This window comes from Bosea sp. 29B (assembly GCF_902506165.1).
Taxonomy (GTDB): domain Bacteria; phylum Pseudomonadota; class Alphaproteobacteria; order Rhizobiales; family Beijerinckiaceae; genus Allobosea.
This window is the reverse complement of record NZ_LR733817.1, coordinates 4,021,436-4,034,326: the sequence shown is the minus strand read 5'-3', so window position 1 is coordinate 4,034,326 and position 12,891 is coordinate 4,021,436. Positions and strand designations below refer to the sequence as shown.

Here is a 12,891-nt window from a genome sequence, read left to right as displayed (position 1 = left end):
TCGCGGCATGCCTCTTGAACCCTGACGGGCATGATGGAGGCTTCGATGATGCTTTCGCGCCGCGACTGGCTGCGGACGGCCCTTTTCGGCACGGTCGCGGCCTCCGCGGGTCCCGTCCTGGCACAGGCGCCGCGCCCGAGCACGCCGACTCCGCTCGGCATGCTCGGGCTCGAGGCGGTGCAGTTCGGCCTGCGCCCCGGCTCGGCCGAGGATCAGTCGCGTGTTCTTCAGGCCGCGCTGGTCGAGGCGGTGAAGCGCGATGCGCCGCTGATCGTCGCCCCCGGCCGCTATCGCATCGCCAATGTCGTCCTGCCGGAGAATGCCCGGCTGACCGGCGTGCCGGGCGCGACGCAGTTCATCGCGGCGCAGGCCGGACCGATGCTGGTGGCGCGGCGGATCAAGCGCGCCGCCATCGCCGGCATCATGCTCGACGGACTCGACATCAAGCTCAGCCAGCGCGTCGGCCTGCTCAATGCCGAGGAGGTGCTCGATCTCGCGCTGTCCGACTGCGAGTTCGCCAATGCCGGCTCGGTCGGGCTGACGCTCAGCCGCACGGCCGGGCGCATCGAGCGCAACCGCTTCCGCTCGATGCGGGATTCGGCTCTGTTCTCGCTCGATTCACGTGGGCTCTCGATCGAGGCCAACACGGTCGAGGATTGCGGCAACAACGGCATCCAGCTCTGGCGCAGCCAGGCCGGGGACGATCAGAGCCTCGTTCGTGGCAACCGGCTCAACCGCATCCGCAGCGATGCCGGCGGCGACGGGCCGAACGGCAACGGCATCAGCCTCTTCCGCGCCGGCGGCGTCGTGATCGAAGGCAACACATTGCGTGACTGTGCGCTGACCTTCATCCGCAACAATTCCGGCTCGAACGTGCAGATCCTCGGCAATCAGGGCCGGCGCTGCGGCGAGACGGCGCTCTACTCGGAATTCGCTTTCGAGGGCGCGATCATCGCCAATAACTTGATCGAGGACTGCGCACAGGGCGCCAGCGTCACCAATCTCGACCATGGCGGGCGGCTCGCGGTCGTTGCCAACAACATCATCCGCAACGCCCAGAAGGGGCTGGCGCCGAAGGGCAAGGAGCCCGTCGGCGGCTCGGGCCTGCATGTCGAGGCGGAGGCGGCCGTCACCGGCAACGTCATCGAGAACGCCAGCGATGTCGGCATCACGCTCGGCTGGTCCTGGGCGATGCGCAACCTCGTCGCGACCGGCAACGTCATCAGGCGAACCGGCATCGGCATCTCGGTTTCGCTCGTCCCCAAGGAGCGCAACGCGTTGATCGCCAACAATGTGATCAGCGAGGCGAAACTCGGCGCGGTCGTCGGGACCGAATTCGGCAAGGTGGTGACCGGCGACCTGACGAAGGGCGAAGACAAGCGCGCCGCCGGCATCCGGATCGAGGGCAATTCCGTCGGCTGACGCTCAATCCAGGGGCCCGCACCAGCCTGGCAGATGCTCGGCCTCGCGTGTCCGGGCCAGGTCCAGCGCCTTGCGCAGCGCTTTGGGAAAGAAGCGACTGACGAGGTCGGGCTTGATGCGCCGGCGCAGGAAATCAGCCCAGAGAAACTCGCTGAACGGCGCCTCGGCCTTGGCATAGCCGCCGGCGAGCCGCAGCGCCCCCGCCAGCGAGCGATAGGGATCGTCGACGAGGCCTGAGACCTTGCGCGGGATCTCGTCGCGGCCGCGCCTGGTGCCCTCGGCATCGAAGGGGTGCATCCAGCTGCGATTGTCGAGGACGCTCCAGAACTCGTCCTTGCCGAGCCGCGACAGGTCGGCGACCACGGTGATCAGCACCCGCTCCTCGCCCTCCAGATGCAGAGCGAGCGCGAGATGGTGGTGGTCGATCAGATAAAGGCGGCGCTTGGGACCGATGACGACCGGGACGGCGTGGCTGCCGAGAAAGTCGGCACCCTTCTCCTCGCGTTCAGCCCGCCAATGGATGCGCTTCATCTCGACTTCGCGCATGCCGACGGTGATCTGCGTCGGCCTGAGCTCGACGATGGCGACGGGATGCAGCCGCGGTTCGACCGAGTAGCTCATGAAGCCTCCTTTGCGATTGAGGCAAGCGCCCTCACCGCTTCCTCGACGCTATGGAAGACATGCTCTGCCCCGATCTCGGCGGTCACGCCGAAATCCTGCAAGGCCTGGAACGCCCGCACCGACTCGGCCCGGGCGATGGCGAAGGTGCCGCCCTGCTTGCGGCAGGCCGCCGCCACGGCCAGCAGACCTTGCGCCGCCGTATAGTCGATGGCGGGGATGCCGCCGGCGTCGAGGACCAGCAGGGTCGGCCTGCGTTCCGCCAGCAGCGCCAGCACGCCGCGCCGGAAGATCTCGGCATTGGCGAAGAGCAGCGGCGCCGGAAAGGCGACCACCAGCACGCCTTTGACCTGCTCTCCACGGCGGCCGGGCTCGGGCGGCCACCAGATCGTCGTGCCGGGGATGCGCAACTGCTCGATCGGCTCGCTGCGCGTGGTCATCCAGACGCCGTGCAGCAGCGACAGGCCGATCCCGACGGCGACGCCGGTCTCGACCGGCAGCCAGACGATCGCCAAGGCGGTGAGCAGGACGAGCGCGAATTCGGTGCGGGACTGGCCGGCGATCCGCCGGATAACGTCCGCCCGGACGATACGCTGCGCCACGAAGAGCAGCACGCCGGCCAGCGCCGCCACCGGCACCTGCGCCAGCAGCGAGCCGCCGGCAACGGCGAGCGCGAGCACGATCAGCGCCGCCGTCGCCGCGGCGAGCTGCGAGCGCCCACCGCTCTCGGCGACCACAGCCGTCCTCGGCGGGCTGGCATTGACCGGAAAAGTGCTGGCCAACCCCGCAAGGAGGTTCGCAGCGCCGAGCCCGATGAAATCGCGGTCGACCTTCGGCTCGGCGCCATCGGGATCGCGAAAGGAGCGGCTAACGGTGGCCGTCTGCATCATCACCACCAACGCGATGACCAGGGCGAGCGGAACGAGACTGCGGATATCGGCCCAGTCGAGCACGGGCGGCGCAAGACTCGGCCAGCCCGTGGGCAAGGCGCCAAGCACGGCAACACCATGCGTCTCCAGTTTGAAGAACACGACGGCCGCAGTCGCGCCCACGAGCGCCAGCAATGCCCCCGGCACGCGCGGCGCGAAGCGCTCGCACAGGTTCACGATCGCGAATGTCGCGATACCAATCGCCAGCGAGATCGGGTTGACGCTGCCGAGCCCGCGCCAGAGCGCCGCGAACTGGTCGGCGATGTGATGACCGCCGCCGGGAATGCCGAGCAGGCCGGGGAGCTGCGACACGGCGATATGGACGGCGATGCCGGTGAGGAAGCCGGTCAGCACCGGCACGGACAACAGATCGGCGATCCAGCCGAGCCGAAGCAGGCCGGCGACGATGAGCGCCGACCCGACCAGCAGTGCGAGCAGGGTCGCAGAGCCCGCCGGGATCGCGCCGCCCGCGGCCAGTGCCGCGAGCCCGCTGACGAAGATCGGCGTGATCGTCGAATCGGCGCCGGCCGTCAGCAGGCGGCTCGCACCGAACAGGACGAAGCCGAGCGTCGCCGCGACGAAGGCATAGAAGCCGACCTGCGGCTCGAAGCCGCCGAGCCTTGCCGTCGCCATCTGCTCGGGAATGGTGATCGCCGCGAGCGTCAGCCCGGCGAGCAGGTCACGGCCGAAAGCGCCGGCGCGATCCGGTGCAGAAACATTCTCATCTGGCGTGGAAGCAGGCGGCATCGCGCGAGACCGAAGGTGGGCGGCGAACCTCGCGCCGGTACGCCACTGCCGTCAAGCGCGCGACCGCAGCGTCTCCGCCGCGCGGACTCGGCCAACCTCGATGCCGTTCCAGTTCTTCATGACCGTCTCGCGGAAGGGCGCGAAAGCCTCTTCGTCACCACCCTGCCGCGGCAGGAAGCGCTCGACCAGCGCCGCCATCGCAATCTCGGTGGCGCGGCCGGCGCCGTCATCGCATTTCAGCGCGATGCCATAGCCGAGCCCGGGCAGCGTACCGCAATAGACGCCCTCGGCCCCGGTCTTGATGAAGGCGCGGGCGCCGAAGACTTCCATGAAGCGGGTGTCGAAGCGGCCGGTACCGGCGACCATGAACGGGTTGGCGGCGACCGCCTCGCGGATGCGCCGCGCCGCCTCGGCGCGCTTGGGGCCAAGGCCATTGCCGGTGCCGAAACGGGCGAAGCCGAGCGCCAGCGCCTTCAGCGGCACGGCATAGGTCGGGATCGAGCAGCCATCGGTGCCGGAGAGCTCGACCTTGTGCACGGCGCCGGTCACCTCCTCCAGCGCGGCCCGTATCGCCTGCTGCACCTTGTGGCCCGCCTTCACATAGCCGGTCGGATCCTCGTCAATGCCGCAGGACAGGCAGACGAAGCCGGCATGCTTGCCGGAGCAATTGTTGTTGAGCGCGCTCGGCTCGCGGCCGGCCTTGGCGAGGGCTCGCGCCGCCGCCTCACCCATCGGCCAATGCGCGCCGCATTCGAGACAGCCCACATCGCGGCCGGCCTTCTTCAGCATGGCGAGCGAGGTCTCGGCATGAAGCTCCTCGCCGGAATGCGAGGAGACCGCGAGCGCGATCTCCGCCGGGATCAGGCCATAGCGATCGGCGGCGCCGCTCTCCAGCAGCGGCAGGGCCTGCAGCGCCTTCACCGCCGAGCGTGGAAAGACGGGATGCTCGACATCGCCCAGCGAAAACACCACGGCCCCGTCCGCATCGACGACGATCGCTGCGCCGCGATGGCGCGATTCGACCGTGCTGCCACGGGTGACTTCGGCGAGAACGGGATTGTCCATCTGGCATCTCCGGCGGAACGAGCATCGCCTTGTCGCGTTTGTCTCTCGACCTGTCAAAGCCCATGGCGCACAGTGCAGGCATGGGCTTTGACAGCGCCCTCACCCACCCGCGAGCTTGAGCAGATGCCGTGCTTCACCGAGGCATGGCGAGGATCCGATGAGCGACACCAGCACGGCCCCCGACTACGAAGTCGAATACAACAACCGCGCCCGCGTTCCCGAGCACCCCGGCCTCATCGCCGGCTGGGCCCGTGATGCGGCGGCCTATCGCGAGGTCGCCGTCAGCGAGCTCGGCATCCGCTATGGCGAGGGCCCGCGCCAGACTTATGACCTGTTCAAGCCGGAGGATGTAAAGAGCAAGGCGATCGTGCTCTTCATCCATGGCGGCTACTGGCAGGCGCTCGATCCGAGCTTCTTCTCGCATATGGCGCGCGGGCTGAACCAGCGCGGCGTCCCCGTTGCGGTCGCAGGCTACGACCTCTGCCCGCAGGTCGATGTCGGCCACATCGTCTGGGAGCTGCAGCAGGCTGCTGCGACGATCTGGCTGCGCTACAATCTGCCGGTGGTCGCGGCGGGGCATTCGGCCGGCGGACAGCTCTCCGCCTGCCTGCTGGCAACGGGCTGGAAGAATGTCGATCCGGAGCTACCGGACCAGATCGTGCCGGCCGCCTATGGCATCTCCGGCCTCTACAATCTCAAGCCGCTGACCGAGACCAGCATCAACAAGGCGCTCGGCCTTACGCATGAAGGGGCGGAGCGCGAGAGCCCGCTGTTCTGGCCGGCGCCCTCCGGGCTAGTCATGGATGCGGTCGTCGGCGGCGCCGAGAGCACCGAATACCTGAAGCAGAGCCGCAGGCTGACCGATATCTGGGGCCTGGAAGGCGTGCGCACGCGCTATGAGGAGATCGACGGCGCCAATCATTTCACCGTGCTGGACACGATTCCCGATCCGGACAGCGCCATGACGCGCCGCATCGCCGAACTCGCAGGCGCTTGACCCGACCGCAGCAGGCTCTATCCAGAGGCGACAGGATTCCGGAGCGCGCGATGCAGACCTTCTTCGTCGAGATCAAATGCAAGCTCGGCAAGACCTATGAGGTCGCCAGCGAACTCGCAGATCGCGAGATCGCCTCGGAGATTTACTCGACCGCCGGCAATTACGACATCTTGGCCAAGTTCCATGTCGCCGCCGATGTCGATATCGGCCATTTCGTCGCCCAGAAGGTGCAGTCGATCCCGGAGATCGCCGACACTCACACGATCATCACTTTCAAGGCGTTCTGAGCGCCTCCGGTCAGCTCGAAGCTACCTGATCGGCACGGTCAGACCGTCCTCCGGCTGCATCGCGATCAACAGATCGGCAAAGCGGCGTGCCGCCGGCGCGACAGACCCGGCGGACGGAAATAGCAGCATCGTCCGATAGGCGATGGCCGGCGCGAAGCGGCGGGCCACCAGCCCTCGCAGGCCACCAAGCGTCAGTGGAAACGGGTTCAGCAAGGCCAGGCCGACACGCTGCCTGACCATCTCCGCGACGAAAACCGCTGCCGTGCCCTCCCCGACCAGGCGAAGAGCCACACCGGCGTCAGCGAAGGCCTGCTCCACCTTGATGCGCTCGGGAAAGCGCCGCGCCAAGGCGATGATCGCCTCGTCGGCGAGGTCCTGCGGGCTCAACACCTCGCGATCCGCGAGCGGATGCTCCTCCGGCATCAGCACATGTGCGACGGCCTCGCGGATCGCTTCGCCATGGATGCCGATATGCGAAGCCGACATGTCGACCAGGCCGAGATCGACGGCACGGTCCGCAACCTGCGTGATCACGGTCGAACTGGTGTCGATCTCGACATTCGCGACGACATCGGGCTCCTGCCGGCGGAACTCTGCCAGAACAGGTGGCAGGACGAACTGGGCCAGGGTCGGCGGGGTCGCGATGCGCAGCACGCTGGCCTGGACGGCTTGCCCGGGCCAGCTGTTGAGCCTCTCGAGCGCCGCAAAGATCGGCTGTGCCTCTGCGTCGAGTGCAAAGGCATCTGCAGTGGGCACAAGCCTGCCGCCTTCGCGCGCGAAGAGCGGGCGGCCGACATGGGCTTCCAGCGCAGCGAGCGCCCGCGATACGGCAGGCTGCGAAATCCCCAGCATCTGGGCGGCCGCCACCGTCTTGCGGGTGGCGATCATCGCCTGCAGCACCTCGAGTTCGCGCAGGCTCGGCGGGCGACGCTGGTTGGCCGATATCGGCGGGCGAGCGGCTCTTGCCGTGGTCACCATCGTCCTGCCCACCCTATCCGCGCCCCGCATCCATCTATGCATTCAGATTATACACTGTCGCAAGCCATATAATTTACAGGTATAAGAAATCGTTCTACAAACCCGGCCGGGCGAGAAGAGGGGCAGACCGGCCAATCCGGCGACTCGCCACGCGCGGCTCAGTTGTGAAAGATGGCGCCTCGAAGCCATCGGGAGGTTCGGAATGAAAACGCTCAGCGCCAAGGGGCTGAAAGCTCTCAAGCTCGCCATTCTGGCAGCTCCGGTCATCGGCATCGCCGGCATCGCATCGGCTCAGGAGCTCAAGATCGGCCTGTCGGCCGAACTCAGCTCGCTCGACCCGCATTATCACAACCTCACCCCCAACAACCTGATGGCTCGGCACATCTACGAGCCGCTGGTCGGGCAGGACGAGAAGCAGCAGCTGAAGCCGGGGCTCGCCGAGAGCTGGAAGGCGATCGACGACACGACCTGGGAATTCAAGCTGCGCAAGAACGTCAAGTTCCATGACGGCTCGCCGTTCACGGCGGACGACGTGATCGCCACCATGCAGCGCGCGCCCAACGTGCCGAAGAGCCCGTCGAGCTTCAACGCCTATGTTCGCGGCAAGGAATTCACCAAGGTCGACGACCACATCATCCGGATCAAAACCACGGAGCCGGCCCCGCTGGTCCCGACCGACCTCTCGACCTTCGGCGTCATCTCGGCCAAGTGCAAGGACACGACCACCGAGGACTTCAACCTCGGCAAATGCGCCGCCGGCGGCACCGGCCCGTACAAGCAGGCAGAATATGTCGCGGGCGACCGCGTCGTGCTGACCCCGAACGAGAACTACTGGGGCGGCAAGGAGCCCTGGTCGAAGGTCACCTTCCGGATGATCACCTCGGCGCCGACCCGCGTCGCGGCGCTGCTCGCCGGCGATCTCGACGTGATCGAGAACGTGCCGACCTCTGACGTTGCCCGCCTCAAGGGCGATGCCAAGCTCAACGTCTCGAGCACGGTCTCGAACCGGGTGATCTATTTCCACATGGATCACTTCCGCGAGGTCTCGCCCTTCATCAAGGGCAAGGACGGCTCGGAGATCAAGAACCCGCTGCGCAACCTCAAGGTCCGCCAGGCGCTGTCGATGGCGATCAACCGCCCGGGCATCGTCGAACGCATCATGGAGAAGGAGGCGATCCCCGCCGGCCAGCTCCTGCCCGACGGTTTCTTCGGCACCTCCAAGAAGCTGAAGCCGGTCGCCTTCGACCTCAACGGCGCCAAGAAGCTGCTCGCAGAGGCCGGCTATCCCAACGGCTTCAAGATGAAGCTGCACGGGCCGATCAACCGCTATCTCAACGACACCAAGATCATCGAGGCTGTCGCGCAGATGTTCTCGCGCCTCGGCATCGAGACCGAGGTCGAGACGCTGCCGTCGGCGAATTTCTTCACCCGCGCCTCGCAAGGCGGCCAGGGCAATGTGCCTGAGTTCTCCTTCATCCTGGTCGGCTGGGGCGCCGGCACCGGTGAATCCTCGGATTCGTTGAAGGCCCTGCTCGCCACCTTCGATCCGAAGAAGGGCATGGGCGCGACCAATCGCGGCCGCTACTCCAACCCGGCCTTCGACGCCAAGCTGGACGAGGCTCTGCGCACCGTCGACGACGCGAAGCGCGACGCCGCTTTGGCCGAGGCGATGGAGATCAGCATGAACGATGTCGGCCTGATCCCGACACATTACCAGCTCAACACCTGGGCCTCCCGCAAGGGCGTCAAGGTGCAGGCCCGCACCGACGAGTACACGCTCGCCACCGGCATCCGTAAGGAATAACCGGCCCCGTCGATCCGGTCCGGACCGGCTTGAAGCCCGGTCCGGACCGCGCGACACTCTTTCCTTGTTGAAATGCGAAGAGACCACCCCTCCGGCCCTGCCCGAGGGGTGGTCTCCCGCACTCCCGATCCGGAAGGCCCCGGACCATGCTGGCATTCGTCCTGCGCCGCCTGGCGCAAGCTCTCTTCGTCATCGCGGCGATGCTCGTGATCGTCTTCTTCGGCGTGAACGTCGTCGGCGATCCCATCTACATGCTGATCTCGCCGGAGATGGACCAGCAGCAGATCGCCGAGACGGCCCGCGCCCTCGGGCTCGACCGGCCGATCTGGGAACAGTTCCTGGTCTTCCTGAAGAACGCCGTCCAGGGCGATCTCGGCCGCTCCTTCGTCCATGGCGAATCCGCGATCAAACTGATCCTCAGCCGCATGCCGGCGACGCTGGAGCTCGCCTTCGTCGCGCTGGTTCTGGCGGTCGTGATCGGCCTGCCGCTCGGCCTCTATGCCGGCCTGAAGCCGGAGAGCCGGCTGTCGCGCTTCATCATGGCGGTCTCGATCCTCGGCTTCTCGCTGCCGACCTTCTGGGTCGGGCTGATGCTGATCCTCACCTTCGCAGTCAGCCTCGGCTGGCTGCCGGCGACCGGGCGCGGACCTACCGTCTCGATCTTCGGCCTGGACACCTCGCTGCTGTCGCTGAAGGGCTGGCAGCATGTCGCCCTGCCGGCCTTCAACCTGGCGCTGCTCAAGATCTCGCTGGTGATCCGCCTGGCGCGAGCTGGCGCGCGCGAGGCGGCGCTGATGGACTACGTCAAGTTCGCCCGGGCCAAGGGCCTGTCGCAGAGCCGGATCATCGGCGTCCACATCCTCAAGAACATCATGATCCCGATCGTCACTGTGCTCGGGCTGGAGTTCGGCTCGCTCGTCGCCTTCTCGGTGGTGACCGAGACGATCTTCGCCTGGCCGGGCATGGGCCGCCTGCTGCTGGAGGCGATCACCCGGCTCGATCGGCCGGTGATCGTCGCCTATGTCATGGTCGTCGTCGTGCTGTTCGTCACCATCAACCTCCTGGTTGACCTGATCTATTCGGCGCTCGATCCGCGCGTCCGCCTGACGGAGGCGACATCATGAGCGACACCTCTTTGCCCGCTGCCGCACCGCCTGCCGAGGCCAAGGAGGAGACGCCGTTCCGGCGCTTTGTCCGCTCCTTCATCGAGGACCGGCTGGCGCTGTTCGGGCTCGCCCTCTTCATCCTGATCGTCCTGCTCGCCCTCGCCGCCCCGCTGATCGCGCCGCAGAACCCCTACGATCTCGCTAGCGTCGACGTGATGGATTCGCGCCAGCCGCCGGGCTCGGTCTCGGGCGAGGGCTTCACCATGTGGCTCGGCTCGGACGGTGTCGGCCGCGACCTTTTGTCCGGCATTCTCTACGGCCTGCGCATCTCGCTGATGGTCGGCGCCTTCTCGGGCATCCTGGCAGCGAGCATCGGCTCGGCGGTCGGCCTGATCGCAGCCTATGCGGGCGGGCGTACTGAGAACGCGATCATGCGCCTGGTCGACCTGCAGCTCTCGCTGCCGTCCGTTCTGGTCGCCCTGATCCTGGTCGCGGGCCTCGGCAAGGGCGTCGACAAGATCATCATCGCGCTGGTGATGGTGCAATGGGCCTATTACGCCCGCACCGTGCGCGGCTCCGCCCTCGTCGAGCGACGCAAGGAATATGTCGAGGCGGCGCAATCCTTGGGCCTGTCCCATGCCCGCACCGTCTTCCGGCACATCCTGCCGAATTGCCTGGCGCCGGTCATCGTCATCGTCACCGTGCAGACGGCCCATGCGATCTCGCTGGAGGCGACGCTGTCCTTCCTCGGCGTCGGCCTGCCGCAGACCGAGCCCTCGCTCGGCGTGCTGATCGCCAACGGCTTCCAGTACATGCTCTCGGGCAGCTACTGGATCTCGGTCTTCCCCGGCTTTGCGCTGCTGATGACGATCGTCTCGATCAACCTGGTCGGCGACCGCCTGCGCGACGTGCTCAACCCGCGCCTGGAGAAGTGAGCATGGCTCCCGTTCTCGAAGTCAGCGGTCTCAAGACCCATTTCTTCACCCGCGCCGGCACAGTGAAGTCGGTCGACGGCGTCTCCTTCCATGTCGACCGTGGCGAGGTGCTCGGCCTCGTCGGCGAATCCGGCTCGGGCAAGTCGGTCACCGGTTTCTCGGTGATGGGCCTGATCGATCCGCCCGGCAGAATCGTCGAGGGCTCGATCAAGCTCAACGGCAAGGAGCTGGTCGGGCTCGACGAGGAGGGTTTCCGCAAGGTCCGCGGCCGCGAAGTCGCGATGATCTTCCAGGACCCGATGATGACGCTGAACCCGGTGCTGCGCGTCGATACGCAGATGATCGAGGCCGTCACCGCCCATGACAAGGTCTCGCACAAGGCGGCCCGCGAGCGCGCCCGCGACGCGCTCGCCAAGGTCGGCATCCCCTCGCCCGAGGAGCGGCTCAACGCCTATCCGCATCAGTTCTCCGGCGGCATGCGCCAGCGCGTCGCGATCGCGATCGCGCTGCTGCACCGCCCGCCGCTGATCATCTGCGACGAGCCGACCACGGCGCTCGACGTCACCATCCAGAGCCAGATCCTGGCGGAAATGCAGAGCCTTTGCGCCGACACTGGCACGGCTCTGGTCTGGATCACACATGATCTCGGTGTCGTCGCCGGTCTCGCCGACCGGATCGCGGTGATGTATGCCGGCCGCATCGTCGAGACCGGCGCTGTCGATCCGGTACTCGACACCCCGCTCCACCCCTACACCAACGGTTTGCTCGGCTCACTGCCCGCAGAGGGCGAGCCCGGCGCGCCCTTGCGCCAGATCAGGGGCTCGACACCATCGCTGGCGCGCCTGCCGCAAGGCTGCGCCTTCGCGGCGCGCTGCGACTACGCACAGGCCGATTGCCTCGCCAGCGCCCCTGACGTCACCCCGTTCCCGGGCGAGCGCGGCGTGCGCTGCCACCACCCGCTGAACCTCGCCGGAGTCGCGGCATGAGCACTCCGATCCTCACCTTAGAGGCCGTCTCGAAGCGTTTCACCAAGCCGCTCGACGCCGCCTCGAAATTCGCCAATTTGCTCGGCGCCAAGTACAGCGAGCAGACCGTTCATGCCGTCGACAGCGTCGACCTCTCGATCCGACAGGGCGAGGTCGTCGGGCTCGTCGGCGAATCCGGTTGCGGCAAGTCGACGCTCGGACGCGTCGTCGCCGGTGTCCACCATGCCAGCTCCGGCCGCGTCTCCTGGCGCGGGCGCTACACCGACGAGATGTCGTCGGAGGAGCGCAAGGCGGCGACGCTCGCCATCCAGATGATCTTCCAGGACCCGATGTCCTCGCTCAATCCGCGCCTGCGCGTCACCGACATCGTCGGCGAGGCGCCGGTCGTGCACGGGCTGGTGCCGAAGGCGCAGCAGGACGCCTATGTCGCCGAAATGCTCGATCGGGTCGGGCTCGACTCGACCTATCGGCGCCGCTATCCGCACCAGTTCTCCGGTGGTCAGCGCGCCCGCATCGGCATTGCCAGGGCGCTGGCAGTCAAGCCGCAGTTCCTCGTCTGCGACGAGAGCGTGGCCGCACTTGATGTATCGATTCAGGCCCAAGTCCTGAATCTTTTCATGAAGCTGCGTGACGAACTTAACCTGACTTATCTTTTCATTAGCCATGATCTCTCGGTGGTCCGCCACCTCTCCGACCGTGTCGTGATCATGTATCTCGGCCGCGTGGTCGAGGCGGCGCCGGCAAGCGAACTGTTCAAGGGCCCGCAGCACCCCTACACACAGGCGCTGCTCGCCAATGTCCCGACGATCAGTGCCCGCAAGAAGCGCTTCGCCCCGCTGAAGGGCGAGATCCCCTCGCCGCTGCACCCGCCCACCGGCTGCCATTTCCATCCGCGCTGCCCGCAAGCCGGGCCGCGCTGCAAGGCCGAGCGCCCGGCGCTGAAGGAAATCGCGACGGGGCATGTCGCCGCCTGCCACCTGCACGATGGCGGCGTCGGTGCGCTGGCGGCCTGAGCTT

12 protein-coding genes are annotated in these 12,891 nt (G+C 67.0%); 8 read left to right on the top strand and 4 right to left on the bottom strand.

The genetic code is table 11. The features are described from left to right. Window positions 1–45: 45 nt before the first annotated feature. Window positions 46–1,422 carry a TIGR03808 family TAT-translocated repetitive protein gene (locus GV161_RS19535; RefSeq protein WP_159650297.1) on the top strand — a complete coding sequence of 459 codons (1,377 nt, stop codon included), beginning with the start codon at window positions 46–48 and terminating at the stop codon, window positions 1,420–1,422. Between the two features lie 3 nt (window positions 1,423–1,425). Here GV161_RS19535 and GV161_RS19530 read toward each other — a convergent pair whose 3' ends face one another. From GV161_RS19530 to GV161_RS19520, 3 genes are read right to left on the bottom strand one after another with little or no spacing between them, the layout of a single operon-like run. Continuing rightward, window positions 1,426–2,043, bottom strand: coding sequence for a ParB-like protein (locus GV161_RS19530; RefSeq protein WP_152017254.1), 618 nt, complete (start codon window positions 2,041–2,043; stop codon window positions 1,426–1,428). Beyond that, window positions 2,040–3,716, bottom strand: coding sequence for a SulP family inorganic anion transporter (locus GV161_RS19525; RefSeq protein ID WP_152017253.1), 1,677 nt, complete (start codon window positions 3,714–3,716; stop codon window positions 2,040–2,042). Before GV161_RS19525 ends, GV161_RS19530 begins: the two co-directional genes overlap by 4 nt. Window positions 3,717–3,767: 51 nt before the next feature. After that, on the bottom strand, window positions 3,768–4,781 hold the full coding sequence (locus GV161_RS19520) for an asparaginase (RefSeq protein ID WP_152017252.1): 1,014 nt from the start codon (window positions 4,779–4,781) through the stop codon (window positions 3,768–3,770). Between the two features lie 157 nt (window positions 4,782–4,938). On the opposite strand from GV161_RS19520, the gene GV161_RS19515 reads away from it, so the two are divergent. Together GV161_RS19515 and GV161_RS19510 are read left to right on the top strand one after the other, a co-directional pair. After that, on the top strand, window positions 4,939–5,778 hold the full coding sequence (locus GV161_RS19515; RefSeq protein ID WP_152017251.1) for an alpha/beta hydrolase: 840 nt from the start codon (window positions 4,939–4,941) through the stop codon (window positions 5,776–5,778). A gap of 50 nt (window positions 5,779–5,828) precedes the next feature. Continuing rightward, window positions 5,829–6,065 (top strand): Lrp/AsnC ligand binding domain-containing protein, encoded by a 237-nt coding sequence (locus GV161_RS19510; protein WP_038361355.1) that lies wholly within the window; start codon window positions 5,829–5,831, stop codon window positions 6,063–6,065. Between the two features lie 21 nt (window positions 6,066–6,086). Here the strand turns inward: GV161_RS19510 and GV161_RS19505 are convergent, their stop codons facing one another. Then, window positions 6,087–7,040 (bottom strand): LysR substrate-binding domain-containing protein, encoded by a 954-nt coding sequence (locus GV161_RS19505; RefSeq protein ID WP_159650296.1) that lies wholly within the window; start codon window positions 7,038–7,040, stop codon window positions 6,087–6,089. Window positions 7,041–7,245: 205 nt separating this feature from the next. Between GV161_RS19505 and GV161_RS19500 the strand changes: the two genes are divergently transcribed. From GV161_RS19500 to GV161_RS19480, 5 genes are all read left to right on the top strand, one after another. Then, entirely contained in the window at window positions 7,246–8,847 is a 1,602-nt protein-coding gene (locus tag GV161_RS19500) for an ABC transporter substrate-binding protein (RefSeq protein WP_152017249.1), read from the top strand. Between the two features lie 146 nt (window positions 8,848–8,993). Then, the gene (locus tag GV161_RS19495) at window positions 8,994–9,971 is read left to right on the top strand and encodes an ABC transporter permease (protein ID WP_152017248.1); all 978 of its coding nucleotides are present in this window, start codon (window positions 8,994–8,996) and stop codon (window positions 9,969–9,971) included. Next, window positions 9,968–10,888: an ABC transporter permease gene (locus tag GV161_RS19490; protein WP_152017247.1), complete on the top strand. Its 921-nt coding sequence runs from the start codon at window positions 9,968–9,970 to the stop codon at window positions 10,886–10,888. Before GV161_RS19495 ends, GV161_RS19490 begins: the two co-directional genes overlap by 4 nt. A 2-nt stretch (window positions 10,889–10,890) precedes the next feature. Continuing rightward, window positions 10,891–11,874, top strand: coding sequence for an ABC transporter ATP-binding protein (locus GV161_RS19485; RefSeq protein WP_152017246.1), 984 nt, complete (start codon window positions 10,891–10,893; stop codon window positions 11,872–11,874). Next, window positions 11,871–12,887, top strand: coding sequence for an ABC transporter ATP-binding protein (locus GV161_RS19480; protein ID WP_152017245.1), 1,017 nt, complete (start codon window positions 11,871–11,873; stop codon window positions 12,885–12,887). Before GV161_RS19485 ends, GV161_RS19480 begins: the two co-directional genes overlap by 4 nt. Window positions 12,888–12,891: the final 4 nt, after the last annotated feature.